The organism is Spirulina sp. LEGE 11439, from assembly GCF_059821285.1.
This window is the reverse complement of the sequence record NZ_JCAMRX010000033.1, coordinates 1-18108: the sequence shown is the minus strand read 5'-3', so window position 1 is coordinate 18108 and position 18108 is coordinate 1. Positions and strand designations below refer to the sequence as shown.

The 18108-nt window shown below is 43.4% G+C and carries 16 protein-coding genes and 3 pseudogenes; 15 read left to right on the top strand and 4 right to left on the bottom strand.

What is annotated here, in order from left to right; all coding sequences use genetic code 11:
• Positions 1–22 precede the first annotated feature (22 nt).
• Positions 23–763: a dienelactone hydrolase family protein gene (locus AC6RV6_RS19695; RefSeq protein ID WP_500242582.1), complete on the top strand. Its 741-nt coding sequence runs from the start codon at positions 23–25 to the stop codon at positions 761–763.
• A 132-nt stretch (positions 764–895) separates the two neighbouring features.
• Positions 896–2098 carry a S1 RNA-binding domain-containing protein gene (locus AC6RV6_RS19690; RefSeq protein WP_500242581.1) on the top strand — a complete coding sequence of 401 codons (1203 nt, stop codon included), beginning with the start codon at positions 896–898 and terminating at the stop codon, positions 2096–2098.
• A gap of 79 nt (positions 2099–2177) precedes the next feature.
• Here AC6RV6_RS19690 and petG read toward each other — a convergent pair whose 3' ends face one another.
• On the bottom strand, positions 2178–2291 hold the full coding sequence (gene petG, locus AC6RV6_RS19685) for a cytochrome b6-f complex subunit V (RefSeq protein ID WP_323226128.1): 114 nt from the start codon (positions 2289–2291) through the stop codon (positions 2178–2180).
• 224 nt (positions 2292–2515) lie between these two features.
• Between petG and AC6RV6_RS19680 the strand changes: the two genes are divergently transcribed.
• The 4 genes and pseudogenes from AC6RV6_RS19680 to AC6RV6_RS19665 all read left to right on the top strand — a co-directional run bounded on the left by AC6RV6_RS19680 (position 2516) and on the right by AC6RV6_RS19665 (position 6537).
• On the top strand, positions 2516–3487 hold the full coding sequence (locus AC6RV6_RS19680) for a DMT family transporter (protein WP_500242580.1): 972 nt from the start codon (positions 2516–2518) through the stop codon (positions 3485–3487).
• 27 nt (positions 3488–3514) lie between these two features.
• Entirely contained in the window at positions 3515–4762 is a 1248-nt protein-coding gene (gene ectB / locus AC6RV6_RS19675; protein WP_500242579.1) for a diaminobutyrate--2-oxoglutarate transaminase, read from the top strand.
• A gap of 27 nt (positions 4763–4789) precedes the next feature.
• Positions 4790–5269: pseudogene (locus AC6RV6_RS19670) on the top strand (DUF4158 domain-containing protein); the annotation flags it as partial.
• 1169 nt (positions 5270–6438) lie between these two features.
• Positions 6439–6537: a hypothetical protein gene (locus tag AC6RV6_RS19665; protein ID WP_500242578.1), complete on the top strand. Its 99-nt coding sequence runs from the start codon at positions 6439–6441 to the stop codon at positions 6535–6537.
• A gap of 136 nt (positions 6538–6673) precedes the next feature.
• On the opposite strand, the pseudogene AC6RV6_RS19660 reads toward AC6RV6_RS19665, so the two are convergent.
• Positions 6674–6874: pseudogene (locus AC6RV6_RS19660) on the bottom strand (transposase domain-containing protein); the annotation flags it as partial.
• Positions 6875–7038: 164 nt separating this feature from the next.
• Positions 7039–8379 carry a 3-phosphoshikimate 1-carboxyvinyltransferase gene (gene aroA / locus AC6RV6_RS19655; RefSeq protein WP_500242577.1) on the bottom strand — a complete coding sequence of 447 codons (1341 nt, stop codon included), beginning with the start codon at positions 8377–8379 and terminating at the stop codon, positions 7039–7041.
• Positions 8380–8518: 139 nt separating this feature from the next.
• On the opposite strand from aroA, the pseudogene AC6RV6_RS19650 reads away from it, so the two are divergent.
• From AC6RV6_RS19650 to AC6RV6_RS19625, 6 genes and pseudogenes are all read left to right on the top strand, one after another.
• Positions 8519–8689, top strand: a pseudogene (locus AC6RV6_RS19650) (RNA-guided endonuclease TnpB family protein); the annotation flags it as partial.
• 91 nt (positions 8690–8780) lie between these two features.
• Positions 8781–10322 (top strand): sulfatase, encoded by a 1542-nt coding sequence (locus AC6RV6_RS19645; protein WP_500242576.1) that lies wholly within the window; start codon positions 8781–8783, stop codon positions 10320–10322.
• Positions 10323–10432: 110 nt separating this feature from the next.
• On the top strand, positions 10433–11266 hold the full coding sequence (gene lgt / locus AC6RV6_RS19640; RefSeq protein ID WP_500242575.1) for a prolipoprotein diacylglyceryl transferase: 834 nt from the start codon (positions 10433–10435) through the stop codon (positions 11264–11266).
• A gap of 358 nt (positions 11267–11624) precedes the next feature.
• On the top strand, positions 11625–13121 hold the full coding sequence (locus tag AC6RV6_RS19635) for an ABC transporter substrate-binding protein (RefSeq protein ID WP_500242574.1): 1497 nt from the start codon (positions 11625–11627) through the stop codon (positions 13119–13121).
• Positions 13122–13149: 28 nt separating this feature from the next.
• The gene (locus AC6RV6_RS19630; RefSeq protein ID WP_500242573.1) at positions 13150–15225 is read left to right on the top strand and encodes a sensor histidine kinase; all 2076 of its coding nucleotides are present in this window, start codon (positions 13150–13152) and stop codon (positions 15223–15225) included.
• Positions 15226–15229: 4 nt separating this feature from the next.
• The gene (locus AC6RV6_RS19625; protein WP_500242627.1) at positions 15230–15379 is read left to right on the top strand and encodes a hypothetical protein; all 150 of its coding nucleotides are present in this window, start codon (positions 15230–15232) and stop codon (positions 15377–15379) included.
• Between the two features lie 621 nt (positions 15380–16000).
• On the opposite strand, the gene AC6RV6_RS19620 is transcribed toward AC6RV6_RS19625, so the two are convergent.
• Complete coding sequence (locus AC6RV6_RS19620; RefSeq protein ID WP_500242572.1) at positions 16001–16411, bottom strand: hypothetical protein; 411 nt, start codon at positions 16409–16411, stop codon at positions 16001–16003.
• 148 nt (positions 16412–16559) lie between these two features.
• Between AC6RV6_RS19620 and AC6RV6_RS19615 the strand changes: the two genes are divergently transcribed.
• The 3 genes from AC6RV6_RS19615 to AC6RV6_RS19605 all read left to right on the top strand — a co-directional run bounded on the left by AC6RV6_RS19615 (position 16560) and on the right by AC6RV6_RS19605 (position 18089).
• A complete protein-coding gene (locus AC6RV6_RS19615; RefSeq protein ID WP_500242571.1) occupies positions 16560–17495 on the top strand; it encodes a transposase in 936 nt (311 codons plus the stop codon).
• The gene (locus tag AC6RV6_RS19610) at positions 17495–17770 is read left to right on the top strand and encodes a hypothetical protein (protein WP_500242570.1); all 276 of its coding nucleotides are present in this window, start codon (positions 17495–17497) and stop codon (positions 17768–17770) included. The genes AC6RV6_RS19615 and AC6RV6_RS19610 overlap by 1 nt, the downstream gene beginning before the upstream one ends.
• A gap of 148 nt (positions 17771–17918) precedes the next feature.
• On the top strand, positions 17919–18089 hold the full coding sequence (locus AC6RV6_RS19605) for a hypothetical protein (protein ID WP_500242569.1): 171 nt from the start codon (positions 17919–17921) through the stop codon (positions 18087–18089).
• The last annotated feature ends 19 nt before the right edge of the window (positions 18090–18108 follow it).

The window sequence follows — 18108 nt, the reverse complement described above, 5'->3', positions numbered from 1 at the left end:
GTTTTGGGGAAGATTACGAACTATGACAGGTACAAATATTCGCACAGAATGGGTGAAGGTGCAGAATGGAGATTTACAGATTGATGCCTACCTCGCCCAACCGACGGAAAGGGGAACTTATCCCGGTATTATTGTCATTCAAGAAATTTTTGGAGTGAACGAACATATTCAAGATGTAGTTGAACGCATTGCGAAAGAAGGATATGTAGCGATCGCACCAGCCATTTATCAGCGTTTGGCTCCCGGTTTTTCTGTCGGCTACTCTCCCCAAGAGATCGAACTCGGGCGAAAATATAAAGTGCAAACCCAAGCTGACGAACTCTTGGGGGATATGCAAAGTGCGATCGACTATCTCAAAACTCTCCCTAACGTCAAAAGCGGAGGAATGGGCAGTATTGGCTTTTGTTTTGGGGGTCACGTCGTTTATCTGGGGGCGATTTTGGCTGATATTAAAGCGACAGCCTCGTTCTATGGAGCAGGAGTGGCAACCTTGACCCCCGGGGGAGGAGAACCAACTCTCACCCGCAGCCAAGATATTAAAGGCACGCTATACGCATTTTTTGGCCGAGAAGATCGTTTAATTTCTCGCGAGGAAGTGGAGGCGATCGCTGCCGAGTTGAAAAAATGTAACATTCCGCATCAAATTTTCTGCTATGACAGAGTAGGGCATGGCTTTTTTTGCGATCGCCGTTCGGACTACGACGAATCCTCTGCAAAAGATGCGTGGCAAAAAGTGTTACAGTTATTTAGCTCAATACTCTAGTTTCCCGCAGAAACGGTTAACGTAATATAGAAGAGCGCTCTCGTTTTCAATGGCATCCGGATCGGTTTAATTTTCCTCGAGAAAAACGTCCCTACCCATTTGAAAATGCTTAATTTCACCGTACAGACTGTTATGAGTTCCAAACCGACCGATTCTAATCCAGCTAATACATCCTTTTCGATGGATGACTTTGCCAAAGCCCTCGAAAGAGAAACCTTCAGTTTTCAGAGAGGGGATGTGGTACGGGGCAAAGTCATCGAGCATAGTTCCGAGGGGGTTTATGTTGACATTGGTAGCAAATCTTCTGGATTCGTTCCCATTGATGAAGCGGCGTTGGAATCCGCAAGCGATTTGACTAAAATTTTGCCGTTACAGGAAGAATTTGAATTTTTAATCGTTCGCGGACAAGATGCAGAAGGACAAGTCTTGCTTTCTCGCCGCCAACTTTCGATTAAGCAGTCTTGGGACGATATGCTGGAAGTGAAAGAAAACGGTTCTTCAGTACAAATGCGAGTAACGGGAGTCAATCGCGGCGGCGTAACCGGACAAGTGAAAGGATTGCGTTCTTTTATTCCGCGATCGCATCTCATGGAAAAAGAGAATTTAGATGATTTGATCGGGAAGTCTCTCACGGTAACTTGTTTGGAGGTCGATCCCGAACGACGGAAATTAGTACTATCACAACGAGATGCAGCGCGATCGGAAGCAATTAAGAGTGTAGAACCCGGGACGCTATCAGAAGGCAAGGTAGTCAGCATTCAACCCTACGGAGTCTTTGTCGATATTGGCGGATTAACGGGATTATTACACATCAAACAAGTGAGCGACAGTCCCATTCATTCTCTCAATACTGTTTTTAAAATCGGTCAAGAACTCAAGGTGATCGTCGCCGACATTGATGAAGATAAAAATCGCCTTTCTTTCTCAACGAAGATGTTAGAAAGTTATCCAGGAGAAATTTTAGAAAAAATGGATGCGGTGATGGCGGATGCGGAAACACGCCTTGAAGCGGCAAAAAACAAGAAGGCAAATCAAGAACAAGAGAAAAAACACGCATCAATTACTCAACCGCCCCCTCCCGGGGCAATTGTGCAACCGCCTCCTCCCGGTGCGATCGCCCCTCCTCAAGAACAGCCGCCTCAACCGCCTCCTCCCGGTGCGATCGCCCCTCCTCAAGAACAGCCGCCTCAACCGCCTCCTCCCGGTGCGATCGCCTCTCCAACTGCCGTTCCTGACATGGTGACAACAGCAGACCCACTCATCCAACCCCCACCCCCCGGTGCATCTATTCATCAGCAATCGCCGCCGTCGAGGGTGAGTCCAGAAGAAGAGTAATTCTTGAGTTTTATGTCTAGAAAAATAGCCCACCTCGTTTGAGATGGGCTATTTTTCTAGGTGTTCTCTTGAATGAGTTTTAGCTGATGGCGCGATCGTCACGCTTGTACTGCATATAAGCTGCAAAAAACAGACCTAAAAGTGTAACAGAAACCAAACCGAGAACGATTCCTAAAAGTAAATGTTCGACCATGTTTAACTCCGAGATCTTTCTATTCTTCTATTTTATACCAAAAGTCTTCCTTGACAAAGATTGTTTTTTTGGATAGTCTTAGTAGGGATTTTTATTTTTTGCTGTATCAAGAGATTTCAATTGATTAGATTGAATTTGTTTAGTCGATTGAATTAAGAAGCAATATATCTGTTTCAAACCAATACTTTTGAGATCGTAATCGATCGTCAAGATTCGATATTAGTATGACATCAGAATCAAAAACTTTAGCAAAAACTTTTCAGTCAAATTTTAATTTTGGTACAGCTAGTCTTTCTTTAATTGCATTAGGTATAGCTTTAATTGCAATGTCTTTTGCTGGAATCTTCACCAATTTGAGCGAACGGGAAATTAGTCCAAGTGCCACTATTTTTCATCGTTTCTGGACAGCCTTTATTGTTTTATGGCTATGGGTTATCTGTAAAGCAAGATATGGAAAATGGAAAGGCAAATATTTACCAACAGAAGAATACACAACCCAAGATAAATTACTTTTAGTGGCAACAGGTATTACATTTTGGTCGTGGAATTTTCTTTGGGCTTGGTCGTTGACTCAGACCAATGTTACGAACTCTACTCTTCTGCATAACCTGACCTCATTATTTACTTGTTTGGGAGGTTGGCTTTTATGGAAAAGACAATTTGACCAAAAATTTATAATCGGCATGATTTTGGCGATTGGAGGAGCAACAGTTCTCGAAATTGGCGACTTACAGCTATCTTTAAATCATTTTATTGGCGATATTTCTGCTCTTTTGTCGTCGATTTTCTATGCGGCAAATTTGATGTTAATTGAAACGTTGCGCTCTAAGTTTTCAGTGACCACAATAATACTTTGGAGTTGTTCGCTGGCCACAATATTGAGTTTACCCGTATTGGCAGTAACCCAGCAGAGAGTTTTTCCGATTTCTTGGCAAGGTTGGTTTTTTGCAATTTCACTAGGAATTATTTGTCAGCTTTTAGGTCAAGGACTTGTTGCTTACAGTTTGAAAAACTTATCTTCAGCATTTGTTTCTCTGAGTGAATTATTAGAACCTGTTTTTACTGCTATTGGCGCTTTTATTGTTTTTAACGAACAGTTAAACTTGCTCAATTGGTTAGCTTTTTCCGTTGTTTTATTAGGATTGTATTTTGCAACTGTTAGTCAATCTCTTGTTACTGAATCAAGTTTAGAATAGTTACTATCAAGAGGGAAATTAAAGGTAATGGACATTTTTGAAAAACTAGAATCTAATATAAGAAGTTATTGTCGCTCATTTCCAACCATATTTACGGAAGCAGAGGGAGCAATTTTAAAAGATGAAAAAGGAAATCAATATATTGATTTCTTTAGCGGAGCAGGAGTATTAAATTATGGCCACAATCATCCAAAAATCAAAGAAAAGTTATTACGCTACATCGAGAAAAATGGTCTTGTTCACAGTCTTGATATGTCAACTGTGGCCAAACGAGAATTTTTAGAATCTTTTGCGGCTATTATTCTCAAACCGAGAAAGTTAAACTATAAAATCTTGTTTCCTGGCCCGACTGGAACAAATGCCATTGAAGTTGTGTTAAAAACTGTCCGCAATGCGACAGGACGGGAAAATATTATTGCTTTTTCAGGTGGCTTTCATGGTGTTACATTTGGCTCTCTTGCCATGACAGCTAATGCTTACTATCGCGAGGCAGCAGGAATACCTTTGATGGGATCTCATTTTATGCCTTATGATGGGTATCTCGGAGATAATGTTGATACAACCGAATATTTAGATCGGGTTCTTTGCGATCGCAGTAGTGGTGTTGATTTCCCTGCAGCAATTATTGTAGAAACCGTTCAAGGAGAAGGGGGAATTAATGTCGCCCGTTTTTCGTGGTTGCGATCGCTAGAAAAAGTCTGTCGCAAACATCAGATTCTCTTGATTATTGATGATATTCAGATGGGTTGTGGGAGAACTGGATCGTTTTTCAGTTTTGAAGAAGCATCGATTTCTCCAGATTGCATTGTTTTATCAAAATCTTTAAGTGGTTTTGGATTACCGTTATCTGTTGTCCTGATTAAACCTGAATTAGATCGATGGAAACCCGGACAGCATAATGGAACTTTTCGAGGAAATAATCTAGCTTTTGTAACAGGAAAGGCAGCCTTTGAAATTTATTGGCAGAACGATGATTTTGCGATTTCTGTTCGGAAAAAAGGGGAAAAGGTTCGAGATTTTTTAGAGCAAGAGATTCAACAGAACTGGCCGGAAATGTTTAAGATAAGAGGACGAGGAATGATTCAAGGAGTCACGGTTCAAGATGAGACGCTTGCAAGCCAGATCGCCCGTAAATGCTTTGAAAAGGGACTTGTTATTGAAACTTGCGGCTCTCGAGGAGAAGTGGTTAAGTTTCTCTCTCCTTTAACAATTTCTGAAGAAGAATTATATTTAGGACTCGAAATTTTTAAAGATAGCATCCAAGAAATATTATAACGTACGCAATTACTCTTTTACACACCCGTGACATCCATCGAGCGAACGGCTTATCCTCAATTTAAGCGCTATTATACCCCCCAAGAACTCCAAGAAATTTACACCCCCACTCATGTAGAAATTGCCTTTGGACGCACCTCAACCACTGGAGAAAACCACTATCTCAACCTGATGCTCCTGCTCAAATCATTTCAGAGATTGGGCTATTTTCCCAAACTCGAACGCATTCCCCATTCAATCGTCAATTACATTCGCACTTATCTCAAACTACCCCAAGATTTGCAATTTGGATATCAATACCCCCAAACGAAATCGAGTCATAAACGAGCCATCCGTTCTTACCTTCAAATTAGTCCATTCCCTCGAGAAATTAATCGCTCCATTGCAGAAATTATTGAAAGTCTAGCATGGGTTATGGATAATCCAGCCGATTTAATTAATGCAGCGATCGAAGAAATGGTTAAAAATCGTTACGAACTGCCTTCTTTTGCAACTTTAGATCGTCTGGTCAGTCACATTCGCACCCGAGTCAATCATCTCAACGATTTATTCGTACACTTGACATGGCTAGAAACTCTCGGAGATGTTGACTCTGCGATCGCCACTCTCACCCCCGGAAAAAGAGACCATTTTGCCTCGGAAGCTAAAGCGCTAAATGCTTCGGAATTGAAAGAGATGAAAGCACCAAAAAGACTGACGCTGCTTCTGTCTTTAATCCATTCGGCTCGCGTGCAGACCCGCGATAATTTGATCGAAATGTTTCTCAGACAGATGAAAAAGATTCATCATAAAGCCAAAGATAAGTTAGAAGAAATTCACCAAAACGAGCGAGATACGACAGAAAAATTAGTTTCAGTTTTAACGCAGATTTTGCACGTTTTTAACGATCCTTTACCAGAGAACAACGCAGTTCAAGAAGTGCGAGATATCGTCAAATCTCAAGGTGGAGTCGAACGACTCTTGGATGAATGTGAAGCCGTTAATGCTTATCGAGGCAACAATTATTTTCCTTTACTATGGCGCTTTTATAAGAGTCATCGTAGTGCTTTCTTTCGCGTTATTAATGCCCTTCAGTTCGCTTCTACAAACCTTGACAGAAGATTGACGAACGCTTTGGAATTTCTCCTTCAGAATACCCATCGTCGCGGAGAATGGCTTCCGGCTGAAGTCGATTTATCCTTCAGTTCCGAGACTTGGCAAAAGTTGATAAGGAGCCAATCGAATCAGAAGACTAAAATAGTGCGACGACACTTTGAAGTCTGTGTTTTTTCCTACCTCGCTGCCGAACTTAAATCTGGAGATATTTGCGTTCTCGGCAGTCAATCTTATGCTGATTATCGAGAACAATTACTGCCTTGGTCTGAGTGCAAAGATTGGGTCAGACAATACTGCCGGAATTTAGGTTTTCCTGAAGAGGTCAATGGCTTTATCGAACATCTTAAAACTCAACTCACTGAAATTGCTCAAACTGTGGATGAAAGCTATCCCAATAATACATCAATCTCGATTGATGAAGCAGGAAAATCTGTTTTAAAACGACCACTGCGCCAGTTTAATCCTCCTTCTTTACACGCTCTCGAAGCGTTGATTGAAGAAAGAATGCCAGAACGAAATCTCATTGATATTCTCAGAAATGTCGATTACTGGACGAATTTTACTCGCCAGCGACGAATAAAGTGGAAGCCTATCATGGTTTTTCTAAGTGGTTCTTTTTCGGTGGCGATCGCGTTATCGCGACCAATGATGTCGAACAACAAGAAAAGATAATCAAATAGCGATTTGGCGATTACACCATCGATATGGAAACTACTCCTCGTGCTTTGGATGAAGGGATGGCGATCGTTCTCTGAAGGGGTTCGTTACAAAACTTTACATCGCGTTCAATTTTACAGGTATCCCCTCTCTACCTCTAATTAATACTGAAGGAATTTTTAATTCAGGTAATAAATATCTTTCCAACCATCCTTCAAATCCTATTGCATCTAACCTTCCTGTAAATATCATTGGTGCAATTAAATCTTTTTTCTTTTTTCTCCTTCCCGCTACTAAATTTTCTCGTTTTCCTCGTTTTCCTTGTTTCTCTCCATATATTTTTTTGCCTCGTTTTGACCATATTTCTTTCTCACTAGCGATCGCGAGATTCTGTAGGTTTTGAATCTAATCTGTGAATCTGTGGTTCATTTTCTTCATGTCCTAACGTATTTGCGTAATGCGATCTCGAGCGTAACTTGACAAAAATACCTTACTCAATTATCGCGATCGCCCTCTTAAATATCTCACTGGATAATTTGGGTCAGGGTATCGACAAAATTCGGATAAGAAACCGCCGCCGCTTCCGCACGATGAATGGTAGTTTTGCCCTTGGCTGCTAATGCCGCGATCGCTAAACTCATGGCAATACGATGATCTGTATAGCTATCGGTTTCGCACCCCGTTAAAGTCACCCCCCCCGAAATTTCCAACCCATCAGGTAACTCGGTTATCTTTGCACCCATGCGATTCAACTCCGAAGCCGTCACCGCAAGGCGATCGCTTTCCTTCACCCGCAATTCCGCCGCATCTTTAATCGTTGTCGTCCCTTCTGCAAACATCGCCGCCACGGCCAAAATCGGGATCTCATCGATGAGACGGGGAATGAGATCCCCTGCGATCGCACACCCTTTTAATTTCCCATAGCGCACCCGCAGATCTGCCACGGGTTCCCCGGTTACGAGGCGTTCATTTTCCCGCACGATATCTGCACCCATCATCGCCAACGCCTCCAAAACCCCCGTCCGCGTCGGGTTAACCCCCACATTTTCAATCAACAATTCCGAACCCGGTACGATCGCCGCCGCCACCAACCAAAACGCCGCCGAACTGATATCCCCGGGTACAATCACAGTTTGACCTCGTAACATTGCCGATTGTCCCATCACCGTCACGCTGCGAGTCTCGCGATCGACGTTTAAATCTGCCCCAAATGCCTTTAGCATCCGTTCGCTGTGATCCCGCGAGAGAGCGGGTTCTGTCACCGTTGTTTGACCTTGCGCCAATAACCCCGCTAAAAGAACGCAGGATTTCACTTGAGCCGACGCAATGGGAGAATGGTAATGAATGCCCTGCAATTGCCGTCCGCGAATGGCTAACGGTGCGAGAGAATTCTCCTTGCGTCCCCAGATCGTCGCCCCCATTTGTTCAAGCGGTTTCACCACCCGGGACATGGGACGCGATCGCAAAGAATCATCCCCCGTCACCGCAAAAAAGCGATCTCCGTGAGAAGCCAACAACCCCAACATTAACCGCAAGGTCGTTCCCGAATTTCCGGCATTTAATACGCCTTGCGGTTCTTGCAAATTTCCCAAACCAATCCCTTCTACAATAACTTCTTTCTCATTTAAATCAGAAATTGTCGCCCCCATCGCTCGAAAACAAGCGGCGGTACTGTGAGGATCTTCCCCTAATAACAATCCTTGAATCGTTGTTTTTCCTGCCGCGATCGACCCTAACATGAGAGCGCGATGGGAAATCGACTTATCTCCCGGAATTTTCACCGTACCTTGTAAAGAGATTCCCGCCGTCGGTGGCGTAACGATTAAATCTTGATGGGGCGAACAATTCTCGAGCAGGACAACCATGAATCAAAAAAAAGGGGGGGGTGCAAAACTTTTTGATTGTACAACGATCGCACCCCACTCTCAAACAAAAACGATCGCGAGATGAGGATCGCTTTCATCATTACAAATTGTGAATTGTTAAACTTTGACGAGCATTATTATGTTTGTTCTCGAGTTTAAAGTTAAACCAAAACCTCATCAAATTGAATCTATTAACGAAGCGATTTGCACAACTCAGTTTGTCCGAAATAAAGTGTTGCATTATTGGATGGATCGCCGAGGGATTGGAAAAAAAGGACTCTTCAGATACTACTGTCCTGTTTTTAGGGAAGACGACAGCGATCGCAAGCTCAAGTTGCACATTCAGGCATTTTTCAGTAAAGATAGCCAATATTAAGATAATCCGATCGCAAAACATCTGAATGTCCAATCAATCCCCCGATATTATCCTTCTCGTCCTCGATACCCAGAGAGCCGATCGCCTGTCCTGTTACGGCTACGAAAAAGAAACCTCTCCAGCCCTAGATCGCCTCGCTACAGACTCTACCTTATTTCGTCATGCCGTCGCCGCTGCCCAATGGACGATTCCTTCCCATGCGTCTATGTTTACGGGGGTGTATCCCGACATTCATCAGATGGTACAGTCTTATTCCGTTTTGCCTCGGACACTCCCTACTTTAGCGGAACGTTTGCGAGAAGGTGGTTATTATACTGCCGCCTTTTGTAATAATCCCCTTGTCGGTGTCGTCAATAATGGCTTGCGACGGGGCTTTTATAGCTTTTTGAATTATAGCGGACTCCTCACCGATCGCCCCAACCAAGCGGGCATTCCCGCGAACTTAATCGATCGCTATCGCTCTTGGTTCAAGCGAGTTTTAGCGGGAACTTTTGGTAAAGTTCAGGATGCCTTTGCTCGCAGCGATGCCTTACTCTCTCTCTCCTTTAATCCCCTCATGGTTCCCCTCTGGCAAACCGCATTGAGTTTTAAGGGCAATACGGCGAAATCCTTAAATGATGCGGCAGAACTCCACATCGAGCGCAAAAAAACCGAAGGGCAACCCATCTTCACTTTTATCAACTTGATGGAAACTCATATGCCCTACCATCCCCCTCGCAAATTCGTCGAGCGTTTTGCTCCTCACGTCCTCAAAGATAAAGACGCGCAAGGCTATCTGCGCCAATTTAACAGTGATGTGTACGGCTGGTTGGCTCCCCTCGCCGATCCCCTCAATGCCCGGCACAAGGAAACCTTAGACGGAATGTATGATGCAGAAGTTGCGGCGCAGGACGAACAAGTCGGACTGTTTATCGAACAATTACAAAGGAGCGGCATTTTGGATAATGCTTTATTGGTTGTTTGTGCGGATCATGGGGAACATTTGGGAGAAAAACGGCTCTTGGGTCACACAAATGCGATTTATAACGAACTGGCACGCGTTCCCTTAATTGTCCGAGATGCCACCAATGCCTTTCCTCGCGGTACGATCCGAGATGAAGTTGTGTCCACCCGACAACTTTTCCATAGTATTCTCACCTCCGCAGGCTGCGCGACAGAAGTGGAAATGCCTCTCACTCTCGCCTTAACGGGAGAAACACAACCTGTATTTGCAATGGCTATCCCTCCGCAAAATGTGCTGAACTTATTAATGCAGCGACAACCGGAATTAGTGCGAGAAATGCAATGCGATCGCCCAGCTTTAGCAGTTTGGGAACGAGAGTATAAGTTATTGGCACGGGGAAGCAGTGAAGACTTTCTCGAGAGTTGCGAACTCTATAATATTGTCAGCGATCCCACAGAAACCCTAGATTTGCGAGATATTTTACCCGAACAAACAGAAATTCTGCAAGATTATTTAGAGGATTTTTATCAACAAAAAGATCTGGTTGGAGTTAGCGATCGCCCCGATAATTTCGACGATCCCCAAGTTTATCAACGCTTGAAAGACCTCGGCTATTTAGAATAATTTGAGCAATTTTCCGCAACTTTGAGAAAAAAATCGTCGCGATCGGCAATAATCGATGGGGGAATTAGTCTTACCGATTACTGATTTCCCATTACCGATTACCTAAAAAAATGTATCCACCTGTCGATCCAATTCTCTTTCAACTCGGTCCCTTAACTTTACGCTGGTATGGCGTATTAATGATGAGTGCCGTTCTCATTTGCGGTTGGCTTGCCAGCCGAGAAGTCGAGCGACGAGGGCAAAACTCTGACGATCTCTGGGATATGCTGCTCTGGATTATCATTCCGGGGTTTCTGGGTGCAAGGCTATACTACGTCTTTATTCAGTCTCCTCGAGATGGTTCTGGTATTGGTTATTATTTAGCCAATCCGGGGAAAATCTTGCAAATTTGGAGCGGTGGAATTCACATTTTTGGGGGTTTTATTGCCGGAGTTATTGCCTTGTGGATTTTTACGCGAGTGCGAAAATTACCTCCCTTAATTTTCCTTGATGCGATCGCTCTCGGACTTCCTCTCGCACAAGCGATTGGACGTTGGGGTAATTTCATCAACCAAGAATTATACGGACCTCCGACAACCCTTCCTTGGGGCTTAAGAATCGATCCACAACATCGCATTCCTCCTTATAACAACTTGGGACAATATCCTGAAAGCGATCGCTTTCATCCCCTCTTTCTCTACGAATCTCTCTGGAATTTCCTCGGTTTTGCTATTCTGTTTTGGATTTCTCGCCGTTTCTCCAAACAACTCAAACCGGGGGATATGAGCTTGCTTTACTTAATTTGGTATCCGTTAGGACGCTTTTTTATCGAATTTCTTCGCACGGATTCTTGGTTTTTTACCGGTACGCCCTTTAATATGGTTCACATTCTCAGTTTTATTGCGGTTGCAAGCAGTGCGATCGCTTTATATTTGCATCATAAAAATGTAACCAGCAGCCGCTAAATTTCCAGCGATCGCCTTGGGAAGGAAAATTTCGCAGGCGATCGCTGAATGAGTCCAAGAATTTCGCTTCGATCGCATTCTGGATTTACTCGAGGAGATGATTGATTGAGAATCCCATAAACGTTAGATATCTAACATTTATCAAGCGTAAACTTGACAATCATTATGGTTTTATCAAAACTTTAAAGAATGAATTATTCTCTATCTTGATTATCTATGAAAAAATAAGAGATGTTAATGCTCGATCGCTAAAGATTTACTATTGCGGGTGAGAGCATTTAAAAATCTTGGCCAGCACAAATCTATAAACCCATAAAAAATTCATAAAAAATTCATAAAACTAATACTCATATTAATTGTGTGGACAGTCAATATCGATTTTGTTAGGATTGAAAAACCTTGGCAGTACAAAACCTTGAAAATGATTTCACCCTTGGGAGCAAAAATGAAAATTCGGTTGAAAATTTGGCACTGGGAGAAAATAATAGGTGTATTTTGCTTGGGTTTATTGCTAACAAACTGTGCGGGAGCGATCGAAAAGCAAGACCCCAACTCCTCGGAAAAGCCATCTCAGAAAGATGAAACGTTAACCATTTGGTGGAATCGAGGTTATTACATTCAAGAAGATGAAGCCCTCGAAACTATCATTACAAAATGGCAACAGGAAACCGGAAAAAAGGTCGCACTCTCTTGGTTTTCTCAAGATGATTTGCTCAAAGAAATCGATAATGCGGTTAAAACAGGAACTCCTCCCGATATTGTTTTTTCCAGTCAAGCAGATAACTTGACAACTCCTCGTTGGGCGTGGGAAGGAAAACTGGCGGATGTTTCTGAGGTGGTCGAACCTTTAAAAGAACTGTATAGTCCAGCCGTCCTACAATCTGTTTATCTTTATAACAATACCGCGCGATCGCGTTCTCTTTATACCGTCCCTATTAAACAGCAAACCGTACACATTCACTACTGGCGCGAAATGCTGGCAGAAGCAGGTTTAAAGGAAGCAGATATCCCGACAGAATGGGATGCCTTCTGGAAATTTTGGCAACAAGCTCAAGATAATTTGCGCGAGAAAGGGCGAACGGAAATCTACGGTATCGGTTTTCCGTTATCCAGTGAAGCCAATGATACTCACTTAGCGTTTGAACAGATATTAGATAGTTATGACATACAAATATTGGACGAAGAAGGCAATCTTCTCATTGAGGATCCGCAAGTGCGTCAGAGTGTTGCGGCGGCTTTAGCATGGTTTACCAGTTTATATAAAGCAGGTTATATTCCCCCCGAGGCAAATAACTGGACGAATGGCGATAATAATACCGAATTTCTCAATCAAAAACTCTTGATGACCTTCAATCCTACTCTTTCGATTCCAGGATCTCAGCGAGAAGAGGAAGATATTTATCGCAACCAAATCGCAACCATTGGCTTTCCCAATGAACCCGATGGAGAACCCCCTCAATATGTTGCCACGATCAAACAAGTGATGCTTTTTGCCTCGTCTCCTCGTCAAGAGACTGCCAAGAACTTTCTTACTTATTTCGTTCGTCCCGAACATCTGGCCCCTTATCTTGAAGGGGGTTTTGGCCGCTATTTCCCAGTGATGCCACAATTAACAGCCCAGCCATTTTGGAACGATCCGGCGGATCCTCACCTTTCTGTGGCGGCTCGACAATTCCAAACGGGAAAAATTCGCTCTAATTACCAATCTCGCAACCCGGCTTATGCTAACGTGCAATCGGAAAGCATTTGGGGTCGAGCGATCGAACGCATTATTGATAAAGGTGCATCCCCTGAAGAAGCGGCGAATGAGGCCTTGAACCGGATCGAAGAAATTTTTGCGGAATGGGATAGTTAACGCGATCGCAAAGCTCTCAAAAATTATTATGATTCATTTCTGGAAAAAAAGCCTGCTGGTGCAAATTGTCGGATCGTTTTCCGTCTTATCTTTGGCAATTGTTGCTTTGGTGGGTTACGTTGCTTTTAATCAAGCCCGAGATTCCCTCAAACAATCCGTGTTTGACCGACTGACGGCGGTGGCTGCTTCTAAGGAAGGAGAGTTAAATCGTTGGTTGCTCGATCGCCGGGATACTCTCATCTCCCTCAGTCACTTGTTAGAGATCCGCTCTCAAGCAACCATTGTGCTGACTCAGCCCAAATCAGCCCCGGAATATCAAGCTGCTTTAGAAGCCCTGCAACTTTCTTTGCAGAGTTTTATCCGCGATCGCTCCGATTATCGAGAAATTGTCGTCCTCTCGAAAGGGGGACGGGTATTAGCTTCAACCCATTCCGAGAATATCGGCCTGTATTCCCCTCTCTATCAAAATATCCAAATCTCTCGCAGCGATACAAACGACACTTTCGTCTCGAATTTTTACCAATCCTCAGATACGCGCAAACCGACCACCACCTTTAGTACGCCGATTTTTGATGAGGAAGGCAAACGCTTGGGGTTATTTGCCATTCATCTCAATCTCGATCGCATTGATGACATTATCCGAGAGAATCGAGGCTTAGGCAAGACCGGGGAAACCTATTTGGTCGCCAATATGGGGAGTAATTTTTCGCCTCGTAATGTTTTTGTATCTGCGACAGGATTTGGTTCGGAAGAATTTCCCGATGGGGTGAATAGTCAAGGAATTAACATTGCGATGGCTGGAGATGAAGATCGCGGACTTTATCGGAATTATCGAGGCATTCCCGTTATCGGCGTGTATCGGTGGCTAGATAATCGAGATGTGGCTTTGCTGGTGGAAATGGAGCAAAGAGAAGCGTTTGAGCCAGCACGTCGCCTCGCTCGCTCGATTTTATTAGTGGGTTTGAGTTTTGCGGGAATTCTCACGGTGGGAATACTGATGATGAGTCGTCAGATTGTCAAACCGATTTTAGCGATCGCTCAAACGGCGCGATCGGTGGGAGGAAAGGTGCGAGCGGGCAATTTTACCGATCTGCAAGCCGCCCCGGTTTTAACTAACAATGAAATCGGCATCCTTGCCAGAACATTTAATCAAATGACGCGACAATTGCAGCGATCCTACGAGCAATTACAGGAATACAGTCATGTTTTAGAGTCAAAAGTAGCCGCCCGAACTCAAGAATTAAGCGATAAAAATGAGGATTTGCACTCGACTCTGTACCAACTCAAACAAACCCAGACGCAACTGATTCAAAATGAAAAAATGGCGAGTTTGGGGCAAATGGTGGCCGGGATCGCTCACGAAATTAATAATCCTGTGAATTTCATTCATGGCAATTTAAAACATTTACATGAATATTCAACAAACTTGCTTGATTTGCTTCGGCTTTATGAAAAAGAATATCCCCGAGAAACACCAAGTATTACTGAAGAAAAAGAAGCGATCGATCTCGATTTCCTGCAAAGCGACCTGCCGAAAGTCCTCACTTCGATGAACATCGGCACGACGCGTATTCGAGAAATCGTCATCAGTTTGCGGAATTTTTCTCGCTTGGACGAAGCCGATCGCAAAGAAGCCAATCTTCACGATGGCCTTGAAAGTACTTTGCTGATTTTGCAAAATCGCCTGAAGGCCAAGGCCGATCGCCCGGAAATTCAAATCGTCAAAGAATACGGTCAACTCCCAGAAATTGAATGTTATCCCGGGCAACTCAATCAAGTATTTCTCAATTTGATCGGCAATGCGATCGATGCACTGGAACCTCTAGCGATCTCGGGAGAAATCGTCACTCCCACAATTTGCATTCGCACGATGTTGAAAGAGAAACGCGCCCTCGTTTGTATTGCCGATAACGGTCCCGGAATGCGGGCAGAAACTTGTCAGAAAATCTTCGATCCATTTTTTACGACTAAGGCGATCGGTAAGGGGACGGGATTGGGTTTATCGATTAGTCATTCGATTGTTGTCAAGCGTCACGGTGGGGAGTTAAATTGCATTTCTTCTCTCGGTCGAGGGGCAGAATTTAGGGTAGCGATTCCGGTTTGAGAGGATGCGCGATCGCAAGGTTTTGCAAAGGCGCTTATTAATTTGTTTGTATGGGTTGGGAACGAATACAGGAATGAAGCGATTGAGCTTGGGAGACTTGGGCGAAAAATATCAAGATTTACTGTACGTTCGGCGTAAATTCATCCATGTTTAAGATGTTTTTATTCTCCCAAAAATTGTCCGAGGAGGTGGCGATAGCTATTCCAGTTTTGCGGCCACTGGGCGATCGCTCATCGGGGAAGGTGAGGAAACTGCGGGGGTTGGACTCATGGGAGAGGTTGGGGGAGTTCTATATCGATACGAGGGGTATTATTTCACAAAATGAGTTTTAGGGATGAAGGCGATCGCTTTTCCATTATTTTTCTCGAATCGCCTGATACAACTCGGTATCGATCCCAATACTGTGCTTTAATTTTGGCAGTGCGATCGCTTTTTCCACTTGTTAGATCGCCAGCAACAGAGAGCTATTCTAGCTGAAAATGAGTGCGATCGCGAACGCTTGGAGAAAGAATAGGAACAACAAAGAGCCGATCGCGAACGACAAGAAAAAGAGCAAACTCAAGCAGCCTTAGAAAAGGAAAAACAGAAAAATAAACAACTTCTAGATCGCTTGATACAACTCGGTATCGATCCTGATACTTTGCCTTGAGAGCGCTTTCTTTCAGACTTTATTGGGAATGCGATCGCGCTTTAGAAACAACAGATTGCAAACGACCGGAAATGGTGCGTTTTGCTTTTGCCAACGCACCCTACGGCGATTAGCAATCTAAGTTCCTTATCTTTTTTTATCTTGAATTGTCATTACTAGCTCTATAATCACTAGAATAGCAAAGGTTATCCAAAAAACTGGATTATTTATCTTAACGTCAGCAATCAAAATACCATTGACTGACACAATCAAAAAAGATACTGATATTAAATATATTCGGAACTCTCGTACAAACCATTGCCTGCGTTTTTCTACAAAACTTTGATTCTTTGTTTCAATCTCTGATTCTCGCTCCTCTTGATGATTGGTAGATTTATTTTTTTGAATATTGCGACAAAGTGTCCCTAGAAATTTTGGGAGCATTAGAAGCAAAAATCTCATTTTTTTGATAAAAACAAATAATAATATATTTTCCTCTATAAGAGTACACCATTCTTGTTCTTTTGTCCAGTTAAAGTGTTGTAGAAAAAATTGCAAAAATCATACACAATACTGCACTATACCTATGTTATAAAAATATCTAGCATCATAATTGGACTTTGGACAAAGAAAGGTAAGGACTAGCCAAAGGAAGGGGCAATAGGGGATAAAGAACAAATAGTGAAATCGCTCAACCCAATTGCCCATGAAGAGGTTAGATTGTATCAAATCCTTAAAGGAATTCCGCGAACAAGTATACGCAAGTTTCCCGAAGAGAGCAGATAGTGCAATGGATTTATTGGATGCTCTGTGTGGAAATGAGAGAGGCAACTCGGTGGTAGAATTATCACTAAATCCGTTGTTCCGTCGAGGATATAGTGCATTGTACAAGGCAATAGAAGGGATAGGGAACAGGGAAGAAGCAACAAAAGAGGAAGAAAGTCCACAGAAGCCGTGGCAGAATCAAAGCCAAAAATTTCCCAGTCAGTGGAAGAGAGCAATAGCAGGAGTAATACCATCACCACAAGAGCGGGACTATTGGCTTTGGGGAGTAGATACAACCCCAGTAGCGAGAAGTTATGCCAAGACATTAACGGATCGCGAACGAGTCTATCAACCCACCCCAGTACCGGGAGTGATGCCCATAACCCTAGGACATAATTATTCAATCTTGTCGGGAATAGCGGAAAAGGAATTAGGTGGGAGTAGTAGTTGGGCAATACCGTGGAGTGCGGAAAGAGTCAGTAGTTTTGAGACCGGAGCATCCGTGGGAAAAAGACAAATTCAAGAGATGGTGACGGACTCATCAATGCCTTGGTATCAAGAAAAATCTGTGGTAGTTGCTGATGCCAATTATAGTCATCGAGGTTTTCTTTATCCGTTGAGAAATCAGCCCAAGCTGTGTATTATCAGTCGTTGTCGCTCTAATCGAGTCTTTTATCATCAACCAACAGTCCCATTATCTCCCAAGCGAGGTCGCCCTCGCCGTTACGGAGAACGTTTTGATCTCAAAGAAGAATCGACTTGGGGAAAACCGTGCCAACAAGAGAGTTGGGAGAGTATTACCCGCAGAGGTTCAACGCTTTTGAAACTGCCAACATACAACTCGAACAGACTTGGATTCAATTTTGTTGTCTGGTAATGGCACAACTTTGGGCAGCTCGACCTTTGGCTACTCTTCTCCCTCCTCCTTGGCAACGCTATCTTCCCTCTGTTTCCGATAATATCATTAGTCCTTCTGCCGTTCAACGAGACTTTTTCCGCATTATTCAACACATTGGCACTCCTGCCTCTCCTCCTCAACCTAGTGGTAAATCCCCCGGACGCTCTTGCGGACATACTCTTCCTCCTCGTCCTTTTCGTCCTCTGGTCAAACGACGAGTCAGCCGTGCCAAAAAACGACGATTAATAGCTTAATCTGTCTTCTCCTTTAATGATTTTTGGCTTTTTCTCAGGTTCTTCTCGACTGGGCATAATGGGAGCAGGTCAAACCTGCTGAACACATGAACTATTGACAAATAAGATAAAAAGAGATAAAGAGAAGAGAATCTAAATAGTGATAGCAATGATGACACCAGAAAAACAACAAAAACTAGAAGAACATCTCAAAGCGATCGCAGAAATTCTCTATGAGGAGGCTGACTCGGAAAAAATCAAAGATTTAGAAGGAATAGAAGAAACAATTAGAAAGCAAACTCTCGAATATAGCAATTCCCTAATTCATGAGGTACAGTAGCAGCAATGAGTGTACCAAT

Bases quoted from the DNA above. Each gene is read 5' to 3' on its own strand.
- lgt (WP_500242575.1), top strand. From the start codon at position 10,433: ATGTATCCACCTGTCGATCCAATTCTCTTTCAACTCGGTCCCTTAACT.
- AC6RV6_RS19645 (WP_500242576.1), top strand. From the start codon at position 8,781: ATGTCCAATCAATCCCCCGATATTATCCTTCTCGTCCTCGATACCCAG.
- AC6RV6_RS19695 (WP_500242582.1), top strand. From the start codon at position 23: ATGACAGGTACAAATATTCGCACAGAATGGGTGAAGGTGCAGAATGGA.
- aroA (WP_500242577.1), bottom strand. From the start codon at position 8,379: ATGGTTGTCCTGCTCGAGAATTGTTCGCCCCATCAAGATTTAATCGTT.
- AC6RV6_RS19615 (WP_500242571.1), top strand. From the start codon at position 16,560: ATGAAGAGGTTAGATTGTATCAAATCCTTAAAGGAATTCCGCGAACAA.
- AC6RV6_RS19680 (WP_500242580.1), top strand. From the start codon at position 2,516: ATGACATCAGAATCAAAAACTTTAGCAAAAACTTTTCAGTCAAATTTT.
- AC6RV6_RS19630 (WP_500242573.1), top strand. From the start codon at position 13,150: ATGATTCATTTCTGGAAAAAAAGCCTGCTGGTGCAAATTGTCGGATCG.
- AC6RV6_RS19610 (WP_500242570.1), top strand. From the start codon at position 17,495: ATGGCACAACTTTGGGCAGCTCGACCTTTGGCTACTCTTCTCCCTCCT.
- ectB (WP_500242579.1), top strand. From the start codon at position 3,515: ATGGACATTTTTGAAAAACTAGAATCTAATATAAGAAGTTATTGTCGC.
- AC6RV6_RS19690 (WP_500242581.1), top strand. From the start codon at position 896: ATGAGTTCCAAACCGACCGATTCTAATCCAGCTAATACATCCTTTTCG.
- AC6RV6_RS19605 (WP_500242569.1), top strand. From the start codon at position 17,919: ATGATGACACCAGAAAAACAACAAAAACTAGAAGAACATCTCAAAGCG.
- AC6RV6_RS19625 (WP_500242627.1), top strand. From the start codon at position 15,230: ATGCGCGATCGCAAGGTTTTGCAAAGGCGCTTATTAATTTGTTTGTAT.
- petG (WP_323226128.1), bottom strand. From the start codon at position 2,291: ATGGTCGAACATTTACTTTTAGGAATCGTTCTCGGTTTGGTTTCTGTT.